Raw genomic sequence first — 24180 nt, forward strand, 5'->3', positions numbered from 1 at the left:
TGAACAAGGAATATTAAAATGGATAAAATGTCAGTTCACATAAACTCTAGACCTTTAGAAATTTACCCGCAAAAACAAACTTTAAAGGTGGTAGCTGATGAAGTAACCGAAAAAGCGACTGTGCACAAAGTAGCTGTTCAAAGTGACCAAGTGGATATATCCGAAGAAGGAAAAGAAAAAAGTCTGGAAGATCAAAATCGAGAGGCGTTACGTAAGTTATCAGGCAATGAAGATGTAAATCAAGCATCGCAATCTGAAGGAGATCCTCTTGATGAACAGATTGCTGAAATACGAGAAAAAATTGAAAAATTACTACAGGAAACTGCATTATTACGCAGTAAAGATGATGAAAAGTCACAAGTTAAAGTGAAGGTGCTGGAGGCCGAAATTACAGGGCTTAGCACTCAACTTATTGAGTTATTGAAACAGCAATTAGAATCGGGTAAATAACAAGCACAGTAAGTATATGGTACGCAGTTGAAAACTTAAAAACGTTATTAAGTACGTAATAAAGCCGCTACCTTACTCTAAAAGCCTAGCGGCTCTTATCTCCTTTGTGAATTAATTTGATGTTATCAACATTAGCTTTGCCTCTTTGCCGTCTGTTAATACCGCGACGTTACCTTTATCAGTTATTAATACATCTCTTAATCTTCCAGCGGCCTCAGGGAAGACGTGAGACTGCGTAAACTTACCACTTACCAGATTAACGCTGTAGAGCTTTTTATCGACGAGAGTAGTGATTAGCAAATGTTGTTGTAATGAAGGGAAGGCGGTATGTTTAGAGCCGTAATACGCCATGCCGGAAGGCGCTATTGATGGCGTCCAATTAACGCTTGGTTTTTGCATGCCTTTATATTCGGTAAATGGTGAAATACGCGCTTGCGAGTAATCTTTGCCATAGGTGATTACCGGCCAGCCGTAATTAGTGCCAGCGTTTAAGTAGTTTAGCTCGTCACCGCCTGCAGGGCCGTGTTCGTGGCTTACAATTTGCTGCGTATCGTAATCATAAACTAAGCCTTGAGGGTTACGATGACCAAGTGAGTAAACAGCATGTGCATTTAGGTTTTTGTGATTAATAAATGGGTTATCTGTTGGAATGGTGCCATCTAGGTTTATACGTAATATTTTACCAAGTTGGCTGATGATAACCTGTGCTTGCTCTCTAAAATCAAACCCATCGCCTGTTGAAACTAATAACGTATTGTCAGGTAGGACAAGGGCGCGTCCTGCGTAATGTTGCGGTGTGTTTTTATCAGTCGCTACTTTATAAATAACGTTAGGCTTTGAAAAGTCAGTACCATTAAACGTGGCTTTGGCAACAACAAGCCTGTTTGCGCTTGCATCACCTTGGGCATAAGTAAAAATAACTTCTTTTGAGTCGTTATAATCTGGTGATAATACAATGTCGAGTAAACCACCTTGGCCTGCAACGTATAAACCTGTTAGGTTTAATTTTACTCTTGATTGCGCATTGTTTTTAACTATAACGACGTGACCATCACGCTCTGTAATTAACCACGTGCCGTTTGGTAGTTCAACCATGCTCCACGGAGACTGTAATTGCGTAGCCAGTGTTTTTGTACTGTATTGCTCCTTTGGTAACGCAACATCGGCATTAACAGAAAACGAAAAAAGCGAAAGCAAAGTAAAAAAAGAGATACATTGTTTACGGGGCAAGCCTTTGCTAGCATGGCCAGTATAGGAAAAAAGCTTTATTTTAAGTTGAGATAACCATGTCGTTTTTAACACGTATATTGCCTTCATTTTTAGTTTCTTGGTTACTTACATTCACACTTGCTAGCTTGTTTCATAGTCAATACGTTGTCAATCAATTAGTTAATGTAGGTGTGGTGGTGGGCTTTAGTGATCGTGCTAGTTTAACCCTTGATGATTGGTTAGGCTTATTACCTACCTACGGCGCTATTATTGCCGTAGCACTTGCCATCGCTTTTTTTGTTACCGTAAAGCTTAACAAAAAGGTTCAAAAATACAGTACTCAGTTATTTATTATCGCTGGCATTGTGGCATTTACTGTTGTGTTAATTGCCATTGAATCAATTATGAATATTCATATTATAGCGGGCGCAAGGGGCTGGGGTTTTTATGCTCAACTGCTTGCAGGCGCAGTAGGGGGCTTTGTTTTTGCGATGCTTACTAAGGCCCTAAAAACTAAGGCAATAAAAGAGCCTCAACCTTCTACTTAATAAAGCTAAGTGGCCTTATAGTAAGTGGGGCTTATAAAATGTGATTAAAGCCTACGATAGTAGACTCTCACCACAGCTTTTATAAATTCACGCCATAACTGCTTTAATTGCTTCTAAGCCTTTTTTTAGGGTATCTGCATCGGTAGCGTAGTTAATACGAATACACTCGTGCTTGTGCGCCCAGCTGTCGTCAATACCAATAAAAAAATTGTGACCTGGGATCACATACACGTCTTGCTCTTTAAGTTGTTGATACAGTACCTCGCTTGTTATTTTTGCATCTTTAAACCACAGCCACATAAAAAATGCACCTTCAACTTTGTGCAAATAAACAGGCAGTTCGGCAAACACTTCATCAAACAACTCAATCGCTATGTGTGCTTTATTGCGATAAAAAGGCAGTACAACGTTGCGGCACAGTGGGAGTAGTTCGTTGTCGTTAATTAAGCGTGTCACTAAGCTTGGGCCAATACTATTTGGCGATAACACCATGCTGCCATTTACGCGGCCAATTGCTTTAATAATCTCATTATTGGCAACCACAATACCGCTGCGTAAACCCGGTAGGCCCAGTTTTGAAAGTGACATACATAAAATTATATTTGAGTTCCACGTTAGGTTTGCGTCGGTGTAAATACAACCTGGGAACGGATCGCCGTATGCGTTATCAATAATGAGTGGAATACCATATTGCTTAGCAAGCAAATCAAGGTGTTTTACTTCATCGTCAGTAATTACATTACCTGTTGGGTTGGTAGGGCGTGATACGCACAGCGCGCTTATGCTGCTGTCGTTAGCTAATATTTGCTCAACCGCTTTAAAATCAATTACGTATTTAAACTGTTTTGATGCACTACCTGTATTTAAAATTTCGATATCAGGCTTTATGGCAACAAACATATCAGCCGATAAACCTTGGTCGGCATAACCTATGTACTCTGGCGCAAGGGGGAATAAAATCTTTTTGTGGCTGCCATCCGGCATTTCGCCTGCCAACATATTAAACAACACAAAAAAGTTAGCTTGACTGCCATTACCAAGTGCTACGTTATCGGCGCTAATATCCCATGCGTACTCTTTACTTAGTTGGCCTGCTAATGCAGCTCTAAACTCGTCGTTACCGGTTGGGCCATCGTAAAGGCCAAATACTTGCGATACCTTATTACTGGCAACGAGTTTTTGTAATTCACTTAAAAAAACCTCATTTACTTGTGGCACTAATGCGGGGTTACCGCCACCCAGCATAACAATATTAGGATTATTGCTGTTTTTAGCACCGCCTAAATCTTCCATTAACTGAGTGATGCCGTTGGGTTGTGTAAATTTAGTGCCAAAGTTTGAGTAGTTCATAATGCATAGCGTTTGTTAGTAATGGGTAGGGCAGTATAGCGTAAATAAAGGGCTTAAATTCGATGATGAGAATAATTCAATGCTTAGCTTTGTAGCTAGCTATGACAATAAAACTTATATAAAACAAAGGCTAAGTTAAGGTTTTTTAACGCCGTATAAAAACTCTTCGCCGCAGTCCATATACAAATCAAATTTGGCCATAACTTTGGTAAACATGGGGGCGTGTAAAAACTCGTTTAACCATGCGCGAACATGCGTGTATTCACTTTGTAAGTACCAATGTTTATCTACACGGGCAAACTGCCTAATAAATGGCAGTAATGCGTAGTCGGCTAGACTTTTTTCATCGCCTATTAAGTATTTATGCGTGGTTAGTTTTGCTTCAAATTGCTTAATAAACTCTTCGCAGGCTTTTTGGTAATAAAGGTGCGCCATGTCTTTTGTGCGGGCATAAAATTTATACTTTTCAAGCACGGGTTTAAATTGCGTGTCGTTTAGCTTAATTAACTCAAGCATGCGCTCAAGTGCTAATGGGTCTTGAGTATGCAGTAAATTATGCGGGTCATTTTGTTTTAAAGCCCAGAGCATAATATCGAGGCTTTCATCTATTACTTGGTTATTCGGCAGTAATAAAACAGGCACCGTGCCTTTTGGCGATATTTGCAAAAGATGCGGTGGCTTGTTTTTAGTTTTAATAGCGCGTAGTAAAACGTGTTGCTCTGACATTAAAATACCCATTCGTGCACGCATTGCGTATGGGCAGTGTTGTAATGAATATAATAATGGCAGTGTCATTTTAATACTTACCTTAGCTGTTTAAGCCTTCAACATATTGCTGACGTGTTTTTACTTTTACCATGTGATTTAACTGATCAGCTGCGTGTGTTTGCCCGCTAATTAAATCTTGAAAATGTGCAAGCAACACGGCTTTATCTAGCTTTTCTTTATCGCCTGAGCCAATGTCGGTTAAATCAATCATAAACTCGTCAAACTTGTCTGCGTAATCGGTTACGATATCCATGTTTAAAAATTGCTCATGGTTATAAATGCTCGGGTAGCCGCCTTTTTGTTTATCAATGGCAAAGCTAATGCCTTTTACATTGGTAACGGTGGTTTCTTTTTTACAGCTCAGCATACAGCTTGCGTCAATACGTGGTTTTTTACAGCCTACGGTTTGCTGGAAAAAACACTGTCGGCTGGTCATCATTAGTATTGGATGATAAATGCTGTACATCATTTTAAAGTTGTTAGGGCGTTTAATACTACGCATTTGTGGTTTGTTTATTTCGTTTGAAATAAACGCGCCTTTTGCGTTTAAATCTTCTTGTAGTGTTAGTAACGCATAAGAGTTTGTGGTGTTTAACAACGGGCCTGCAATCCAGTCAATACCCATTTGTACTGCTTTAAATGCAACGCCTGTGTTGTTACTAATAATAAGCTTAGGTTTTACAACCTCGAGCAAACGTACCGCTTCTTCAAAATCTTTACCAATTAACACCGCCGGAAACCACGGAATTAACTGTGGGTGCTCTAAAAATACATTAATGTATTTATCGTTATCGGTTCTAAAGCTCTCTGGTAATTTAAAGTAAACATCGCCACCTGTTAAATCACATAGGTGAACGTCTTTTATGTCCGATATTAAAATAGAGAGTGTTGTTTTGTTATCGGCTTTAGGGTGGTTTACTAGTTTTGGCAGTTCAACAGGGGCGAGTACGTCTTTGCCTTCGTTTAATAAAAACGCGACTTGCTTTTTAATGCGCGCTAGCTCTTTAAACGGAATGCTTAAGTTGTTGCCTAAGTTTGAGTAATCCATATTTTTAATTTCAAAATTGGCATTACTAAAGGTTTTAAAGCGCTTATCAATGGCAGCAATATCAACAACTGATTTATCGGCGGTTTGCATAGGCATTTGCGATTGAACTTCAAAGCGTAGAGGCTCTTTTTCGTTTTTACTCGAAAGCGTAATATCGTTTTTATCTTCAATAACTATGTTTACAGTGAATGGCTGATTTAATCGCCCTGTAAATTCTAATGTAAGCTCGCGTTTTGAAATATCTAAAAATTCAATTTTCTTTTTAACTAACGAATCAATTTCACTTTTTTGGGTAGAAAGCTCTTGCTGTGCATCGTAAATTTGCACGACCGAAATTGCGTTGTTTTTTTCATTTGCGTGATCAAAGCTATGGTCGCGCGGGTTGTCGGTAAACATGTTTTTGGTCATGTCACCTTGCAAAAACTTATTAGTAAAATTACGGTTAAATACTTTATATAAGCTTGAATCGTCTTCAATTAAATTACCTGTTTGTACAAAGGTATCTATTTGTTTGCGCCAGCTATCAATAACCGTATGTACGTAGTTAGCGCCTTTAATTCGGCCCTCTACTTTTAGCGAATCAACACCTGCGGCTACCAGCTCTGGTAGGTCAAAATAGGCTGAATTGTCTTTTAAATTTAATGGGTGTTTGTTACCCATCGCCGTTGGCTCGTATTCATCACGACACGCTTGCGAGCAGCGACCACGGTTACCCGAGTTACCTACACTCACTGAGCTTGAATAACATTGCCCTGAAAACGCAATACATAATGCGCCATGTACAAACACTTCGGTTAATACATCGCATTTGTGCGCTACGTCAGTCAATATTTTAATTTCAGTTAAGTTAAGCTCGCGCGATAAATTTACGCGTGTAGCGCCAATGCGCGCTAAAAACTCAACCTGTGATTCGTTATGCGTAGTTAACTGCGTTGATGCGTGAATATGCAAAGTAGGAAAGTGCTTTTTAACTATATTGAACAACCCTAAATCTTGTACAATAATGCCGTCGAGCGTGGTATTTACCAGCTGATTTAATAGCTTAAATAGCGCACCCATTTCGTGCTCTAATATCACTACATTTAGCGTTAAAAATATTTCACAGCCGTATTCATGGGCCAAGCGAAGTGCGCCGTTAAGCTCATCAAACGAAAGATTAGACGCTCGGTTACGTGCATTAAAGGTATCTAACCCACAATAAACCGCATTAGCACCGGCTACAATGGCGGCTTTTACCGCGTTCACATCACCGCCTGGGGCTAATAGTTCAATCTTTCTACTCATGACAACTTCACTTCGCTCATATTTAATTGCCGCGAATTTTATCTGGTTAGTAGCATGAATGCTATTTATTGAGAGATATAATGATTTTAAAATGTAAAATCAAGCTTTTAAACGAGCAGCTTTAAACTTTGCTATAGAAGGTGTTGTTATTTGTACATATTAAACGACTACTTAACTTAATTGAAGTAAGTGGCGATTATGTTTTATTTGAAAGTTGAGTCAGATTTTAGTGTTTGCTTAATCAACAATAGTATTTATATAAATGTATGATAAGGTTTATGTTTACTTATTGACCTCATATAACACATGAAAAAATCGCTACTTTTTTTACTAATTATTATTATCTCTTCAGTGGTGAGTATTCAGTTATTTATTATTCCGCAATTTGAAAACAAGGTGAGGCATCCCACTGAAAAATGGGCGTTAGAGTTTTTAACATCGGGTTCTACTGATTTACTTGCCGACCAACTTAAAGGTATACCTAAAAACGACAGATTAGCTTATTTAAACAATATACAGGCTAATTTTGGCTTTGCGCTTTCTTTGCAAGCATATAATCAACGTGATTTTTCGAGCGAGCAAAACACCTTACTTACAGAAAATAAAATTTTAGGCGACCCATTTGCTGATTTAGTTTATCGAAAAATTGATGACAGCCAGCTCTTAGTTATTGTTAAGCCAAACTCTGTGCCCAGGCATTTAGTAAATGAAGCACAGCGTTGGATGATGGGCACTTTTTATTTACTTAATAATAGGTTAATACAGTACCCTAAAAAAGAGTGGCCGCAGGTTATTGATTCGCTAAGCCATGAATTTGCATATCCTGTGATAATGAAAACCTTGAGCGAATTAAATTACACATCGCAGCAAATGGCTGAATTAGAACAGGGCGTGATGGTTTCTATATCATCAAACGATTCTGATTTTATAGGGTATCCCGCCGATATAGTGATGCAACGTATTGGCAATAGCGATCAGGTTATTGTGCTAGGCCCATTTAGCCCTGAGCTAAAAAGTAAAGTTGTGTATATGTTGAGTGTGTTTTATTTTATATTCGGCTTTTTTTTACTGATCCCTATTATTATTTGGTTAATTCCTGGGTGGCGTTCTATGCGATCTCTTAACAAGGTTGCTGCGCTGCTTGGGCAAGGCAAGTTTGAAACGCGGGCTAAGCTTATTCGTTTTAGTCATTTAAATAACTTATCTAAAACATTTAATATAATGGCCGAAAAAATACAGCGTTTAATTTCTTCACATAAAAATTTGGTTAATGCGGTGTCGCATGAGTTACGCACACCTATTGCGCGTATCGAATTTAACTTAGAATTACTTCGTGGCAGTACAACAAACGACTATCAGGTAGGGCAGTTAGATCGTATTGAAATTTCGCTAAATGAATTGAATTTACTTGTGTCTGAAATGCTTACCCACGCTCGCTTTGATAGAGAAGCCCCAACATTAGCATTAGAAACCGTTGAGCTTAATCAATGGATAAAACAAGAGCTAATTGTTTGGCAAGAAGCAAACCCAAGAAAAACAATTACGTTACTTGAAAATGCTGAGTGTGAAGCACTGCTTGATAAGTTTTATATGAGCCGAGCTTTAAGTAATTTGATTCGAAATGCGATTGCTTATGGGCGAGATGTTATTCAGATCAGTTATCAAAAAGTGGGGAAAGGTTGGTTACTATATGTAGAGGATGACGGCGATGGCGTTGCTAACTCAGCTCGAAGAAAGATATTTGAGGCATTTTACAGAGAAGATGAAAGTCGTAATTTACAAACAGGCGGAACCGGTTTAGGCCTTGCTATTGTGAAGCAAATATTAGATTGGCATGGTGGTGAGGCGAGTGTTGATGAGTCTTCTTTAGGTGGCGCACGTTTTATTTTGCACTGGCCTACTAACATGTAAGTCACGGATAGGTTTGCAATTAGTTAAAATGATTAGACACATAACTCTGCTTAGTAAGAGATCAATCTTATAATCGTTAAATAGAGCCTGTATATAAGCCGATAGGTATGACATGGAATACGTTATGAAACCAAAAATTTTAGTTGTAGAAGACGATTTGCCGTTGGCAGAGTCTATTGATGAGTATTTAACGCTTGAAGGGTATGAGGTTAAAATAGCGGCTAATGGGGAGGATGCGGTTACAACTATTCTACAGTGGCAACCTGCATTAGTTATTTTGGATGTTATGTTGCCCAAAAAAGATGGCTTAACGGTGTGTCGTGAGGTTAGGCCTTTGTACAATGGTTATATTGTGATGTTTACCGCACGGGAAGAAGAAATTGATCAAATTGTTGGGCTTGAAATTGGCGCAGATGACTACTTACTCAAACCGGTAAAACCTCGTTTATTACTTGCTAAAATTAAAGCGTTTTTAAGGCGTGAGCAACCTATGCAAGCTGCTGGGATAAACACACAAGCTAAAGGTTTTATAAGCTTTGGAGAACTCGTTATTGCATCCCACAATAGAACGGTTACGTTAGGTGGTTTGCCAGTGCAACTTACCGATGGTGAATACGACCTTTTAATACTGCTGGCTAAAAATGCTGGCACGGTTTTGTCTCGTAATAGTATTGTTGGACAGTTAAAAGGTTATTATTATGACGGTATTGAACGTGGTATAGATAACCATATTAGTCAGTTACGCAAAAAATTGGGCGATGATGCGCGTAATTCTTTAAAAATTAAAACGGTACGCTCAAAAGGGTATTTGTTTGTTGTAAGTGCATGGTAAATAATAGTGTTTGTAGCAGTAGCATATTAAAGCTACTGCATTTAAGGCGCTATAAATGTTATTCCTCAGCCATTACTCGTTTACCGTTTTTATCAATAATAAGTAAATAAGAAGCGCCAAAATCACCAGTGCATAAATCAATAAATTTATCATCAATTTTTAAACCATTAGCGCAGCTGTTAACGCTTAAGTAGTCGGTGACTTTGCCTTTTTCAGTGGTTATTGTTTTAGTGTTATCGATTAAAACAGTGTAATTACCGTTAGCAAATAAACGTACATTAAATACGTCTGCATTATTGTTTTGCTTTTTACTAATCACCGAAACAGTTTGTTCGCCCGATGCTTTCCAGGCAATAACCCATAGGTTATCGTTATTGCTTAAAGTTTTGGTTATACGCTCTTCTTGGTTTGTGGTAATGCTGTTTTTAACACCTAAATTGATCATATTGTTAATTGCTTTATAGCTGTAACGATAAGTTGTGCTTACTGTGTTACTTGCTACATCGGCTGAAATAATAGTATCGTTATCAAATAGGCCGCTATAACCTGTGCTAATGTTCCTTTTTTTAAGATGAAGATCGGCCATGTAGTCTAGTGAATTTACAAAAGATACTCTTGCCTCATGAGTTAATTTATTATCTAGCTCATCTGAGCTTTCACCACAGCCACTTAAAATAGTTGCAAAGCCAAACAACAATGAAATACGTAGTCCTTTATTACTGGTGTTCATAATAATCTCCATAATTTTTAGTTTTATTGCATTTAGTAACTGATTCTAGAAATGAGGTATTTAAGTCGTAAATTTATAGCTCAAAGGCTAACATATCAGTAGACATGTAATTCTCAGGGCTTGTCGGGTATTGTCATGAATTGTAAGAAGCTGTTAATTTTTTATGTGTTTATCAATTTCGCAGTGGGTTACTTCTTATTTTTATTAATTTTATACAGGCTAATTTTATCAGTAATCTTCCCCCGTTATGTACGCAAGAAAGTGCAAACTCTATTCCTGCCATTGAGTCAGAAATCATGAACACCCAACTAAAAATAGCCACATTTAACCTGTTTAACTACCTTGAGCCGCCCAATGCATACTATGAATTTGAGAAAATTTATACCGCGCAGCAGTGGGCTAAAAAGCAGCGTTGGGTTGTTGATTACTTAACAGATCATGCCCCTGATGTGATTGGTTTTCAGGAAGTGTTTAGTATTGATTCGTTAAAAGAGCTAGTTGCTGAGCAAGGCTATAATTACTTTGCAGTAGTTGATACGCCAGAGGTGATTGATGATTTTATTTATAAACGGCCAGTAGTAGCGATTGCCTCTAAATATCCCATAGTTGAAGTAGCAGCGGTTGAGCATGACAGCGAGCTTGCAAGTACGCTTGGCCTTAATAGTGAGTTTACTTTTAGTCGTAAGGTATTGAGAGCGACCGTTACTTTGCCTCATATAGGCAATACTGATTGTTACGTGGTGCATTTTAAATCTAAGCGCCCGATGATTAATGTTGATGAGCACAATAAAGAGCTTGCACCCGAGCAAAACATAATTGAGATTTTAAAAGCGAACGTAGCGGGTGGGTGGGGCTCAACTATTCAGCGTGGCAGTGAAGCTACATTGCTAATGATACAAATGATTACTCGCCGTGAAGCTACGCAGCAACCCATGCTATTAATGGGGGACTTTAATAATGAACTTGCGGATGGGGTATTAAGCCATTTACTGACGAGTACGCTACGCTTTGCACCTGCGTTTGACGCTAAAACCTACCTTGCTAAATATTGTTTAAATGATTCATGGGATTTGTTTGTTAAGTCGCAGCTAAGTAATGATGAAGCAATAACAAACGATGTACAAAGTGATTGTGATAACAGTAACAGCGAGATTGTTGATTCAGCGGATAAAAGCCAAGTAAAAAATATAAACATAACAAAGGCAGCACCGTTAAGGCCGGCAACACATTATTATGGTGCGAGCAGCTCTGTGCTTGATTACATTTTATTGTCGTGTGAGTTTGATGCTAGTTACGATGACAGTTTTTTTGAAGTCAGTGGTTATAACACTTACGACAGGCACTTAATAAATCCCGAGTATGATCGAGACGATCTAAGCACCGACCACGGTGTTGTGTTGATCACACTAAAATTAAGGTCTTAAAGGGTGTTTTTATTATGAAGAAATTAATTACATTCTTGGTTTTTTTTATGTTTAATTCTTTTGCTGCAGAATTTCCTACCAGTGCACGTTCTGAAAAAGCGATATCAATGGTTGCACCCACTTTAAAAAAGCAACTATCTGATAAAGGGCTTGAATATGGTGCACCTATATTTATTCGAATATTCAAAGACCCAGGTATTCTTGAAGTCTGGCTGGAGTCGGATGATGGCACATTTATACACTTCAAAAATTATGAAATTTGTACTTTTTCAGGTGATCTTGGCCCTAAATTAAAAGAAGGCGACAACCAAAGCCCTGAAGGCTTTTATTATGTTGATGCTAGTGGGCTTAATCCTTGGAGCAATTATCACTTATCATTTAATTTGGGCTTTCCAAATAAATATGACCGGACACACAACCGAACTGGCAGTGCACTGATGGTGCATGGCAACTGTGTTTCTATTGGGTGTTATGCGATGACTGATGAATATATAAATGAGATTTACGCGTTGGGTGCTGCAGCGTTAAAATCGGGGCAATCTTTTTTTAGGGTTCATTCATTTCCGTTTATGCTTGAGGATGAAGTTTTATCAAAGCATAAAGCAAACCAATGGTACCCTTTTTGGCTTAACCTTAAAGAAGGTTACGATTACTTTAACAACTATAAAAAGCCACCAAATGTTGAAGTTTATAAAGGAATGTATACGTTCGAAAATAGATATTAATGGTAAAAAATATACGTAAATAATCGGGCTGTTTAATTATATTTTTTGTCGTTTAAAAATATTAACCGTTTTGATTGGTTGTTAGCTTATTTGAAATCTTTATTATTGAGTTGAATGTTTTTTGACCTACATCAAGCTTATAAGCTGCGGTAATGATAGATTATTAATAGGGATACTGACATTTAAAATTCATTAAAATCATCTACTATCGTGAAGTAACAAAGTAGAGTCACACCTATATTACAATTAACTCATACAGTGATAGTTAATACCAAAAATAGTGCAGTATTAGCCTAATCTTATAAATAGGCCAAGACTGGCTACATTTACCTACTTTTATATACATGGAGTTTTACCGCATGACGATTAAATCGACACTCAAATCTCTCAGTACAATCGCTGCTGTGATCATATTGGGTGGGGGTGGTTGGTATGTTTGGCAAACTCAGCAACCTGCACTGCTATCTGAACAATTGCCAGAGAGCGTAGCCTATGGAAATGGCCGCATTGAAGCGACCGAGTACGATATTGCAACAAAATTGCCGGGGCGCTTGATTGAGGTTTTAGCACAAGAAGGTGACATGGTCGAAGCCGGTCAAACATTGGCGGTTATTGATACTGACGATTTAAATGCACAATTACGTGAGGCTAATGCTGGGTTACGTGTTGCTACTGAGTCACGTAAATATGCTTTGGCAATTGTAGAACAACATAAAAGTGAACTTACTTTTGCAGAAACCGAGTTACGTCGCTCTGTAGCACTGCTCAAACAAGGGCATATTTCAAAAGAAGTAGTTGATCAGCAACGAACAAGCGCTGCAACAGCGCAAGCGGCTTTAAAAGCGGCAAATGTAAAAGTGGTGCAGTCGGATGCAGAAATAGACGCAGCACAAGCGCGTATTGAGCGATTACAAAGTAATATTGCCGATAGCACCCTTAAAGCGCCTATTAGTGGCCGAATATTATATAGATTAGCAGAGCCAGGTGAAGTGCTTGGCAGTGGTGGTAAGGTTTTTTCTTTGCTTGATTTAACCGATGTGTACATGAGCATTTATTTGCCAACAGCGCAAGCTGGCAAAGTGACAATAGGCTCTGAGGCACGCATTGTAATAGATGCAATTGCGCAATACACGTTACCCGCTAAAGTTACTTTTGTATCAGCGCAAGCACAATTTACGCCTAAATCGGTAGAAACACGTAACGAGCGTGACAAACTGATGTTTAGAGTAAAAGTGAAGCTAGATTCAAAATTATTAAACGATCATATTGAACAAGTTAAAACAGGCGTGCCTGGACTTGCTTATGTTTTATTAGCACCAGAGCAAAATTGGCCTATGCAGTTGCAGGTTAGAGTGCCTGAATAATGGCTGATGAAAACAATGGCAAAAAGCAGAGCAACAAAGCTAAAAAGCCTTTTAGTGTGGTTAAGCTTACTCAGGTTACGCATCGCTATGGCAATAATTTAGCGTTGGATAATATTAATCTGGAGTTACCTGCGGGCAGTATGGTGGGTTTTATAGGCCCTGATGGCGTAGGTAAGTCGAGTTTGCTTGCACTTATTGCAGGAGCACGTGCCGTTCAAAATGGTGACGTTGAAGTGTTAGGGGGCAATATGCGTAGTAGCCGCTTTCGTACTTCAACTTCGCCACGTATTGCTTATATGCCACAAGGATTAGGCAAAAACTTATACCCGACACTCTCTGTTTTTGAAAATATTGATTTTTTTGGTCGGCTTTTTGGGCAAGAAAAAAAAGAGCGTCAGCACCGAATCAAAAACTTATTAAAAAGCACTGGACTCACTGAGTTTGCCGATCGCCCTGCAGAAAAACTCTCAGGCGGGATGAAACAAAAACTCGGTTTATGCTGTGCGTTAATTCATGACCCTGAGTTATTAATTTTGGATGAACCAACAACGGGGGTCGATCCGCTTTCTCGTCGCCAATTTTGGCAATTGATTAACCATATTCGCGCTCAGCATAATGGTATGAGTGTGCTCGTTGCGACCGCTTATATGGAAGAGGCAGATGATTTTGATTGGCTAATCGCCATGGACGATGGCAAAGTTATAGGTACTGGTAGCCCAGAGGAGATTAAGGCTCAAACAGGGAAAAAATCCCTTGATGAAGCATTTATATCATTACTACCTGAAGAAAAGCGTCATGATCATCACGTACTTGTGGTTCCTCCTCGTCAGAATAATCTAAAAACTGATGAAGCCGCTATTCAGGCTACAGCGCTTAGTAAAATATATGGCGATTTTACAGCGGTTAACAACGTTAGTTTACGTATTGAACAAGGCGAGATTTTCGGCTTTTTGGGATCAAATGGCTGTGGTAAAACCACAACTATGAAAATGCTGACAGGCCTTCAACCGGCAAGCAGTGGCGAAGCTAAGTTATTTGGTCAAGTTGTTGATGCTAACAATATAGAAACTCGTAAGCGCGTTGGTTTTATGTCGCAAGCATTTTCACTTTATAATGAATTAACCGTTGAGCAAAATATGGTGTTGCATGCGCGCTTATTTCATTTACCAACAGAGCAAATTGCGCCGCGCGTTAATGAATTAATTATACGGTTTAACCTTAAAAAATACCGTGATGATTTTCCTGTCGATTTACCGTTAGGTATTCGCCAGCGTTTATCGCTTGCGGTTGCGGTAGTGCATAGCCCTGAAATGCTTATACTTGATGAACCTACCTCGGGCGTAGATCCTGTTGCACGTGATGACTTTTGGGAATTACTTATTGAGTTATCGCGTGAGCAGGGCGTTACTATTTTTATTTCGACTCACTTTATGGATGAAGCCGCACGCTGCGATAGAATTTCGTTGATGCACGCAGGAAAAATACTTGCCAGTGATACACCCGCTGCACTTTGCAAAGCGCGCAGTGCAGATACGCTCGAAGATGCCTTTATTGCTTATTTAGAAGAGGCGGTGCTTGAGTCTCAAGCGAGTTCTGCTTTGTCAACAACGACGGTCGATGAGCCTGAACCATTACCTGAGATTGAACCTAAAATACCGCCAATTGGTAAAAAGAAAGCGAATACCGCTTTTAGTTTTTTACGCTTGTTTGGCTATGCTCATCGCGAAACGCTGGAGCTATGGCGCGATCCTATTCGTTTAACCTTTGCGTTGCTAGGCTCAATTATTTTAATGTTTATTTTAGGTTATGGGATTACCTTTGATGTTGAAGATTTGAGCTTTGCGGTGATGGACCAAGATCAAACCCCTGAGAGTCGCGATTACGTTCAAAATATTGCCGGATCGCGCTACTTCATACAAAAAGCTGATATTAAAAGCCCTTCAGAGTTAGATAAACGAATGCGCAGCGGCGAGTTAAGTGTGGCCGTTGAGATCCCACCTAATTTTGGCCAGCAATTGAAACGCGAGCGCACGCCAGAAATTGTAGTTTGGATTGATGGTTCCATGCCTTTTAGGGCAGAAACTATATCGGGTTATATGACGAGTTCGTATTACAGTTATCTAACTGACTTATCATTGCGTACTTATGGAGTCATACCCAATTTGGTACCGGCGAATATTGAATCACGCTATCGTTATAATCAAGACTTTAAAAGTATTGAGGCCATGGTGCCTGCTGTTATTCCACTTTTGTTAGTGTTTATTCCTGCAATATTAATGGCGTTGGGTGTTGTACGTGAAAAAGAATTAGGTTCAATCACTAATTTATATGTTACACCGGTTACGCGACTCGAATTTATTATTGGTAAACAACTGCCTTACATTTTAGTTAGTATGGTAAGTTTTTTTGGCTTAGTTGCCCTAGCTGTCACTGTATTTGGTGTTCCGCTAAAAGGAAGTTTATGGGCGTTGAGCTTGGCTGCTTTATTGTATGTAACAGCAACAACTGGTGTAGGGCTGTTAATTTCGGCTTTTACTAAGACACAAATATCGGCATTAGCGGCATCAACTGTGGTTGTATTGATGATTGCTGTTAATTTTTGCGGGTTGATTGACCCCGTTTCATCCTTAGAAGACTTTCCTGCAATAATCGGAAAACTATTTCCAACTACATACTTTTTAGAAGCATGCCGTGGTGTGTTTAATAAAGCACTTAATTTTTCTGATTTATCGGCGCAGTTTTTACCTTTGCTTACTTTTATACCAGTGCTGACGTTAGCCAGTGTATTTTTACTTCCAAAGCAGGATAAATAGCCATGCAATGCCTTAGTAATATTCTTAATTTAGGTATCAAAGAACTGCGTAGCTTATGGCGCGATAAAGTGCTGTTATTATTTGTGTTTTTTGCTTTTACAGGATTAATTTATGTTGTGTCTTCGGCAACTTCCATTGAGTTAAATAATGCACCTATTGCAGTTGTTGACGGCGATCAATCACAACTATCTAAGCGTATAATTAATGCATTTTACGACCCTTACTTTAAAACGCCTGACGTTATTGCGTTAAGTGCAGTGGATCCTTCGCTTGATAACGGAAGTTATACCTTTGTGCTAAATATTCCGCCACACTTTGAGCGTGACGTTCTTGCAGGTAAGCAACCTACATTACAAGTGAATATAGACGCCACACGTATGTCGCAAGCATTTATTGGTGATAATTATATTCAAACAATTATTAGTGCTGAAATTAATGAATTTGTTCAAGGCTATCGAACGGTATACACACTGCCTATTAAGCAATCGGCGCACATAATGTTTAATCCCAATATGACCAGTGTGTGGTTTGGCAGTGTGATGGAATTAATGAACGTTATTACCATGATTTCGATTATTTTAACCGGAGCTGCGGTGATACGTGAGCGTGAACACGGTACGCTGGAGCATTTATTAGTAATGCCATTAACGCCATTTGAAATTGTAATTGCTAAAATTTGGGCCAATGGTTTAGTTATTTTATTACTGACCACTTTTTCACTTTTTATTGTAATTGAAGGCTTTTTACAAGTGCCTATTCATGGCTCAGCAGCGTTGTTTTTATTGGGCGCCGCCATTCATTTATTTGCGACAACATCATTGGGAATATTATTAGGAACGCAGGCGCGTACCATGCCGCAATTAGGCTTACTGATGATCCTTATATTATTGCCATTGCAAATGTTGTCGGGCGGGGTTACCCCTCGCGAAAGCATGCCTGATATAGTACAAAATATTATGTTATTTGCACCTACGACTCATTTTGTAAAGTTTGCTCAAGCCATCTTATATAGAGGAGCGGGGTGGGATGTAGTTTGGCCTTACTTTTTGGCTTTATTCGTAATCGGCAGTGTATTTTTTATATTTGCATTATCGCGGTTTCGTAAATCAGTCGCGTTTGGATAATAAGGTTTATCTAGTCGGTAATTTTTATAAAAAAGGTGGAATTACTTACATTCATAAATAGTTTTACTAAATTAAACTTATATTTATCAACAAACTAAGTGCGGCCTAAAACTTGCTGGATAATACCAATTAAAAACACAATAAGGGATTTAATAATGACTGAAGTTACACTTTCGGCTTACTTAGCGTTTTACCTGTATTTAATTATGTTGGTTGTACAATGGGCAGTGGCTACGTTTAGTAAAGCAAAAGAGCCTAATGCGGTGCCAGGTAAAATTGATGAAGATTTATCGCACGACAGCTTTATATTCAGGGCGCATCGTACATTTCATAATACGCTTGAAAACAGCGCATTATTTATAGGTACTGTGTTATTTGCATTTGTAATTAATTACCAAAGCCCAATATTTGCAATGTGTATTTGGGTGTACTTAATTGCGCGTTTAATTCACATGGTGCTGTACTACGCTATAGCAACAGAGAAAAACCCAAGCCCGCGTAGTTACTTCTTCTTAATTGGTGTGATTGCAAATGTGGTTATGCTAGTGATGATTGGTTTGAGGTTAATTGTATAGCTTATCTATTAAAGTAATAAATATTGTTCATCACAATATCTATAATCAAAGCGAAGTGATTTTATAATTACTTCGCTTTTTTTGTAAAGGGAGTGGGTCTCATTAAAATGATAGGGCTATTTTTAACCGTGAGCATTTTGATTAAATTTTATTTACCTCTGTTTATGTGTCTTTGGTGTTAATTTAATGTATTTATTATATTAATTGACGCGTGATAAATAGGCAGGAAATATCTAACTATCTTAGTAAATTATTTACACTACCTTTATGTATTATCCAGACAATTTACTCTTTGCTGTTTGGTTTTTACTTAGCCCGCGAGGTTACAAATCTTACGTCGTGGTTAAATCGTCTCAGATAGAGCAAATTTAATCCAAAGAGGTGAACAGGGCCTGCATAAAACGTATTATTTACGGTATTAAAATTGGTATAAGGAGGCACTTATTAAAATTAAAATAGTTTTAGCTTTGTCGATTGCCGCACTATTTGTTTTTTATCTACGAGCCGAGTTTTTTTTGCTAAGTCCAGATGCCTCTGATACTGATGACTCACCCGAAAGTGAAGTTACTTTAGAGACAACACGCTTTGTTTCAACTAAGGCGGAACAGCACTTGGGAGTTGTGTTTGATAGCTGTGATACGAAATTAAGCGATATGAAAGTCAATGATGAGTTTTCTATTTGTATTGAACTACTTCTTATTGAATTACGTGATGAAACGGTAGAGATTAAACTTGCAACAACGCAACCTCTTTATTTGGCATGGATTAAGGTAAATTGGCCATCAGCCTTAGAGCATATGCTTGGGCTGGATACCATAATGCGTAATCGCTTACTAAATAGTGTTGTTCCTGTCATTTTTCAATATGATCTACAAAATTTGTCTGAGTGGATTCAAAATAAAGGATTTGATAATAGCACTCAAGTTGATTTAATCACTGTTGCATACTCTTCGCTTATGGATGAGAGCCCCATTACAGCCATTGAAGACGTAAGATTTTCTTTGAGCCCTGCCGTTAAATCTGGTGTGATTGATAAACTGTTAAATCAATGGAGTAGAAAAAATGCTGGCGCAGTGATGGAGTGGTTTAGCCAACAGCCACGCCCAGATATGTATGCGCATTTAATGGGTTTTGTTTTGATGCAATTAATACAGCAGCAACCAAATGATGCTGAAAATATAATTTCAGAATTGCCTAACTCTCAATTAAAATTTGAGACCATTAAATTTTACACAAAAAAACTCGCTTCAGAAAATTTAGAACAGTCTTTGAACTGGGTTAATAGTATTGAAGATGAAGCAAGTAGGCATGTAGGAATAGTGCAACTACTGAAATATATGGCGACTAACGAGGAATATATAGGTCGTTCGTTTGACGTGGCATTAGCGCAAGAAGATCCTTTTTTCCGTGATAAGCTATTAAATAACCTTAGTATTGATATACCTTATAATAAATTAGGTATGTTGATTGATTTAGCGCCCACACTGCCAGTTTCTGCTAAAAAATGGGTAATGAGCAATATTGGCTCTCGTTTAATTGAAAATGATCCTGATATGGCACGTGATTGGCTGAAGTCATTAATGCCGAGTAATGAAGCTAGTTACGCAAAACGTATTGTTGGCGAAAAATCTATTGAACGTGATTTACCTTTTGCTACAGAGCTTGCTAATGATATATCGGATCAAGATGAGCGAATGTTATTAATAGAATCAATATTAAAATTTGTTTACGGACAAAATGATTTTGATTTTGAATTATTATACGAAACATTAAGATTGTCATCGAGTGAAATAGATCAAGCGAAAATAAAATTTTATAACGCTGATACACACTAGCGCCTGCTTATCTTTTGAGGTTAAATTTACAGCAGTGCGTTTGGTATTTAGGCAAGGCAGAGCCTATGTAGTGTGGCTATTCCCCAATAGGTGACAACTATACATAAAGAACACACGCGCTGCCCACGGTTTCTTTCATCGTTGCCTGTTGTAGGTAAGGAGTGAGTAGGACGCAGCAGCAGTTACCGAGCCCACTAGATTACAAATCTCGCGCTGCAATTAAATTCCCCCTGAGTTGAACAAATTTAATCCTCAAAGATCAGCAAGCGCTGCTAGCACCATAAAGCTTGTTAGCTTAATTATTAAGCCGACAAAGTATTTATGAACAAATTTATTTTTATGAAGATAATAGTAGATGCCGATTTTTATTTTTAATTAAATAGAGGGGTGGTGATGTATTTATTTTTTGAGATTAATTAATCTGAACTCTGGTCAAGATATTTACTAAAGTATTTAATTTTATTTTTTCTAGCCAGAGGTTTTCAGTGAAAATAAGGCGAATTCACGCGTCAATAGCTGCTCGAGATAGATTTACTATCCAGAGTGCAGGTTAATTATACTTAATGCGGCTGTAATAGCCGCATTAAGTAGTTTTGGGGACCTTAAAGTTTATTGCTCCGTGTCGTATAACGAGAAGTAATAAAACCTAATATTACAGATATTTTAGAATGACTTAGTTTGCTTTGTAAACACGTACCCAATCAATCCAAAATATACTTTTGTTTGAATCAGCTAGCTCGGTTGAATTCGGTTTTACATCACGCCAAGGTTGATGTTCCATATCTAAAATGATGTGCATTGGTTTATTTAGCCCTGTGCCGCCTGTATAGCCTTCAGGATCAATTATATTCGGACCCGAAACGCTGCGAACTAATACACCATCAATATAGTAATCTAGGTTCCACGCGTCCTTCCAATGAACACCGTAGCGACGAAATTTATTTCGGTATGTTTCGCCGTTATTGTATACCCATGCGCCTGCGTCTTTTGGTTGGTAATCTTGAAATGGTTCACGTATAAAAACATGGTGACTTACGTGCATACGTTGGTCAAACCACTCTTGCCCTACACGATCACTGCCGTAGGACTCCATTGCATCAATTTCTTGAGTTGAATCAGAGCTCAACATCCATACGGCATTAGCCATAGTGTTATTACTCGGTTTTACCATTGCCTCAAGATAAAGTGGGTATGTAAAAGTTGCTTTTGAAGAAACAATTCCTGCAAGCACTTTATTTGTTCCTGCTTTTTCAGTTGCCTGAAGGCCTAACGCACCACCAGTAGTGTAGGAATGACCTGAACTGAATTCAGTATCACCAGGCCCAAGCCAAGCATTAATATACGAAGCATTCCAACGATTGGTAAATGCTGCCGGTTTATTTGAAGTACCGGCTTGGTAGTTAAATTGGTCGGAAACAGTTTGTAATTGCCATGTTTTACCTGATCCAGCAGAAGCCGGAATACTATATGCGTCCCAATCTGCAGCATGTGTTGCTGTGCAGAGTATTGCGCAAGTAGAACAGGATAGTAGTTTTAATATATTCATATAAAATCTCCATGCAAATTAATGTAGATATGCTTCTTTAACTAGTGCGAGTGACTTTAGTGAATTTAATCATCGAAAGATAAACAGGCCCTAGATGAAACAATCTCTTTTGTGTGTACCTTCTATTATTTGTATCCATATTCAAACTCAAGCTTATGAAAATACCAGCATAAGCACACCGACATGGATACGTTTTAATAAAAGTGAAATAGTGTGTAATGTAACTTTGTTGTACAGATTTTAAAGTAACACCAAAGCAACTGTTTAATATTTGCACAACTATACTTTGTTAACAATAGATAATTAAATATTTATTCTGCTAATAATTTAATCGCACCTGTTAACATTGTGTTTTTGCTTTGGCGAGATATTTTTTCTCTGTATCAATCAGTTTAACTTTTATCAAAATAGAGATATTACTACTGCTAATAAATACCTAATATTGGAACTAGAGAAATATTTTTAATGAAGCAAGGTTGGATTGTTTTTATAACTTGATGTATAAATTGAAAAATAATTTGTTTTTATTTTTACAATTTTTATTTAAATCTATAGTAAAGAGCTATGCTAGAGACGTTGAGTTATTAATATTTTAATAATTAGAAATATGAAGTGAATGAACGTTTTACAAAGCAGTGAACGACACTAATATTTAGATAAATTTTTCATGACACAAAAAATTTACATTTAAAGCGAAGAGCCTGTTAGCAGCTTCGCTTTTATGTTTTTAGTTGCATCAAAATAAAGGCTAATATCTAGGGTCTTATATGATCAATCTACTCCTATAAATCCGCCAGTTTGGTGAGTCCAAAGTGCAGCGTAAATTCCGGCTTTAGCGATTAGTTCCTCGTGAGTGCCTTGTTCAACCACGCCCCCATCATCGAGTACAATTAATCTATCCATTTGCGCAATGGTTGAGAGCCTATGCGCTATGGCAATAACTGTTTTGCCTGTCATTAAATCATCAAGACTTGCCTGAATTGCAGCTTCTACTTCAGAGTCGAGTGCGCTGGTGGCTTCGTCGAGTATAAGTATGGGTGCATTTTTAAGTAGCACACGTGCAATAGCAATACGTTGGCGCTGACCGCCCGAAAGCGTAACACCGCGTTCGCCCACCTGTGCATCAAAGCCTTTATTGCCTTTGCTGTCGACTAAGTCGTTTATAAACTCAAGTGCCTTAGCTTGTTTGGTGGCGTTGAGCATTTCATGGTGGGTTGCATCGGGGCGACCGTACAAAATGTTGTCTTTTACTGAGCGATGAAGCAAGGAGGTATCTTGCGTTACCATGGCTATATATCGGCGTAGGCTTTCTTGGCTTACGTCTGTGATATTTTGCCCATCAATTTTTATTGTTCCTGAGTCTGTATCGTAAAAGCGCAGTAATAAGTTAACAAGTGTTGATTTACCCGCGCCAGAGCGACCGACTAAACCAATTTTTTCGCCAGGTTTAATATTTAAGTTTAAACCGTTCATTACTGGGCTTCGATTAGTTTCGTTTGACGCTTTACCGTAGTTAAAGTGTACGTTGTTAAACTCAATGGCGCCTTGGCTTACGTTAAGTGTATCGGCGTTTGGTTTATCGGCAACTTCGATAGGGTTTGACAGTGTTTTCATACCATCGGCTACGGTGCCAATGTTTTCAAATAAGCTACTTATTTCCCACATGATCCACTGCGCCATACCGTTTAATCTAAGCGCTAAGCTAACAGCAACTGCAATGGCTCCGGCGCTAATTGCGCTAAGCGACCATAAATAAAGTGATACAGCGGCAACCGAAAATACTAATAGATAATTTAAGCTTTGAATAACAAAGTTTAAGCTGGTTACTAAGCGCATTTGCTTGTACACGGGCTGTAAAAATACATCCATGCTTTGTTTTGCGTACTGCTCTTCACGTTGGGTATACGAAAACAATTTAATGGTAGAAATATTAGTGTAGCTATCAACAATACGACCAGTCATTTCTGAGCGCGCATCGGCTTGTGAGCTGGCAATTTTTTTAAGGCGCGGTACAAAATAAAGCTGCACGCAGATGTATAAAGCTAACCAAACTAATAAAGGGATCATTAAGCGCCAATCGGCTTCGGCAACTAAAAATACCATAGAGCCAAAATAAACCACGATATACATTAATACATCGAGTAGTTTAGTCACTGTTTCGCGAACGGCTAAAGAAGTTTGCAGTACTTTAGTGGCTATTCTTCCTGCAAATTCATTTTGATAAAAGCTAACACTTTGGCGCAGCAAATAACGATGCGCTAACCAGCGGATAGACATAGGGTAATTGCCCAGTAATGCTTGGTGTAAAATAGCAGAATGAAAAAATACGACGATGGGCAATACTAATAACAGCATAACAGCCATTTTAATAAGTTCAGACTTTTGCTCTATAAACAAGGTTTCGGGAGTGTAAGCCGTTAACCAATCGACAAGTTGGCCCATGTAGCTAAATAGAGAAACCTCTAAAATAGCAAGCATGGCCGCACTGATTGACATAAGTAGTAGCGACAGCTCCATTCCTTTGGTGTAGTGGCGACAAAAAGCAAATAAAGTAGAAGGCGGCTGAGTGGGTTGGTCCTCAGGAAATGCTTTTGTCATTTTTTCAAATAATCGATACATTTTAAAAACTTAAATGGCAAATAAT

The 24180-nt window shown here is 38.3% G+C and carries 18 protein-coding genes; 11 read left to right on the top strand and 7 right to left on the bottom strand.

Features of this window, described 5'->3' with window-relative positions:
• Nucleotides 1–18: 18 nt before the first annotated feature.
• Nucleotides 19–450, top strand: a complete 432-nt coding sequence (locus D172_RS07970) for a hypothetical protein (protein WP_007375680.1) — start codon at nt 19–21, stop codon at nt 448–450.
• A gap of 111 nt (nt 451–561) precedes the next feature.
• Here D172_RS07970 and D172_RS07975 read toward each other — a convergent pair whose 3' ends face one another.
• Complete coding sequence (locus tag D172_RS07975; protein ID WP_007375681.1) at nt 562–1752, bottom strand: PQQ-dependent sugar dehydrogenase; 1191 nt, start codon at nt 1750–1752, stop codon at nt 562–564.
• On the opposite strand from D172_RS07975, the gene D172_RS07980 reads away from it, so the two are divergent.
• Nucleotides 1737–2207 carry a hypothetical protein gene (locus tag D172_RS07980; RefSeq protein WP_007375682.1) on the top strand — a complete coding sequence of 157 codons (471 nt, stop codon included), beginning with the start codon at nt 1737–1739 and terminating at the stop codon, nt 2205–2207. The two genes, D172_RS07975 and D172_RS07980, sit on opposite strands and share 16 nt — an antisense overlap.
• An 87-nt stretch (nt 2208–2294) precedes the next feature.
• Here the strand turns inward: D172_RS07980 and D172_RS07985 are convergent, their stop codons facing one another.
• The 3 genes from D172_RS07985 to D172_RS07995 all read right to left on the bottom strand — a co-directional run bounded on the left by D172_RS07985 (nt 2295) and on the right by D172_RS07995 (nt 6657).
• Nucleotides 2295–3557 (bottom strand): valine--pyruvate transaminase, encoded by a 1263-nt coding sequence (locus tag D172_RS07985; protein ID WP_007375683.1) that lies wholly within the window; start codon nt 3555–3557, stop codon nt 2295–2297.
• 135 nt (nt 3558–3692) lie between these two features.
• Complete coding sequence (locus D172_RS07990; RefSeq protein WP_007375684.1) at nt 3693–4352, bottom strand: glutathione S-transferase; 660 nt, start codon at nt 4350–4352, stop codon at nt 3693–3695.
• A gap of 13 nt (nt 4353–4365) precedes the next feature.
• Nucleotides 4366–6657: a peptidase U32 family protein gene (locus D172_RS07995; protein ID WP_007375685.1), complete on the bottom strand. Its 2292-nt coding sequence runs from the start codon at nt 6655–6657 to the stop codon at nt 4366–4368.
• Nucleotides 6658–6963: 306 nt separating this feature from the next.
• Between D172_RS07995 and D172_RS08000 the strand changes: the two genes are divergently transcribed.
• Both D172_RS08000 and D172_RS08005 read left to right on the top strand, forming a co-directional pair.
• Nucleotides 6964–8568 carry an ATP-binding protein gene (locus D172_RS08000; protein WP_007375686.1) on the top strand — a complete coding sequence of 535 codons (1605 nt, stop codon included), beginning with the start codon at nt 6964–6966 and terminating at the stop codon, nt 8566–8568.
• Nucleotides 8569–8692: 124 nt separating this feature from the next.
• Nucleotides 8693–9400 (top strand): response regulator transcription factor, encoded by a 708-nt coding sequence (locus D172_RS08005; protein ID WP_033023171.1) that lies wholly within the window; start codon nt 8693–8695, stop codon nt 9398–9400.
• Between the two features lie 58 nt (nt 9401–9458).
• Here D172_RS08005 and D172_RS08010 read toward each other — a convergent pair whose 3' ends face one another.
• Nucleotides 9459–10130 (bottom strand): hypothetical protein, encoded by a 672-nt coding sequence (locus tag D172_RS08010; protein ID WP_007375688.1) that lies wholly within the window; start codon nt 10128–10130, stop codon nt 9459–9461.
• Nucleotides 10131–10426: 296 nt separating this feature from the next.
• On the opposite strand from D172_RS08010, the gene D172_RS08015 reads away from it, so the two are divergent.
• From D172_RS08015 to D172_RS08045, 7 genes are all read left to right on the top strand, one after another.
• Entirely contained in the window at nt 10427–11554 is a 1128-nt protein-coding gene (locus D172_RS08015) for an endonuclease/exonuclease/phosphatase family protein (RefSeq protein WP_007375689.1), read from the top strand.
• A 47-nt stretch (nt 11555–11601) separates the two neighbouring features.
• Nucleotides 11602–12279, top strand: a complete 678-nt coding sequence (locus D172_RS08020) for a L,D-transpeptidase family protein (protein WP_007375690.1) — start codon at nt 11602–11604, stop codon at nt 12277–12279.
• Nucleotides 12280–12638: 359 nt separating this feature from the next.
• Entirely contained in the window at nt 12639–13643 is a 1005-nt protein-coding gene (locus D172_RS08025) for an HlyD family secretion protein (protein WP_007375691.1), read from the top strand.
• The gene (gene rbbA / locus D172_RS08030; protein ID WP_007375692.1) at nt 13643–16456 is read left to right on the top strand and encodes a ribosome-associated ATPase/putative transporter RbbA; all 2814 of its coding nucleotides are present in this window, start codon (nt 13643–13645) and stop codon (nt 16454–16456) included. The genes D172_RS08025 and rbbA overlap by 1 nt, the downstream gene beginning before the upstream one ends.
• A 2-nt stretch (nt 16457–16458) precedes the next feature.
• Nucleotides 16459–17580 (top strand): ABC transporter permease, encoded by a 1122-nt coding sequence (locus D172_RS08035; protein WP_007375693.1) that lies wholly within the window; start codon nt 16459–16461, stop codon nt 17578–17580.
• Between the two features lie 155 nt (nt 17581–17735).
• Complete coding sequence (locus tag D172_RS08040; RefSeq protein WP_007375694.1) at nt 17736–18155, top strand: MAPEG family protein; 420 nt, start codon at nt 17736–17738, stop codon at nt 18153–18155.
• A gap of 515 nt (nt 18156–18670) precedes the next feature.
• Entirely contained in the window at nt 18671–19990 is a 1320-nt protein-coding gene (locus D172_RS08045; protein WP_083503351.1) for a hypothetical protein, read from the top strand.
• 673 nt (nt 19991–20663) lie between these two features.
• Here D172_RS08045 and D172_RS08050 read toward each other — a convergent pair.
• Both D172_RS08050 and D172_RS08055 read right to left on the bottom strand, forming a co-directional pair.
• Nucleotides 20664–21536: a hypothetical protein gene (locus D172_RS08050; protein WP_007375696.1), complete on the bottom strand. Its 873-nt coding sequence runs from the start codon at nt 21534–21536 to the stop codon at nt 20664–20666.
• A 771-nt stretch (nt 21537–22307) separates the two neighbouring features.
• A complete protein-coding gene (locus tag D172_RS08055) occupies nt 22308–24155 on the bottom strand; it encodes an ABC transporter ATP-binding protein (protein WP_007375697.1) in 1848 nt (615 codons plus the stop codon).
• Nucleotides 24156–24180 lie beyond the last annotated feature (25 nt).

The organism is Pseudoalteromonas sp. Bsw20308 (genome assembly GCF_000310105.2).
Taxonomy (GTDB): domain Bacteria; phylum Pseudomonadota; class Gammaproteobacteria; order Enterobacterales; family Alteromonadaceae; genus Pseudoalteromonas; species Pseudoalteromonas fuliginea.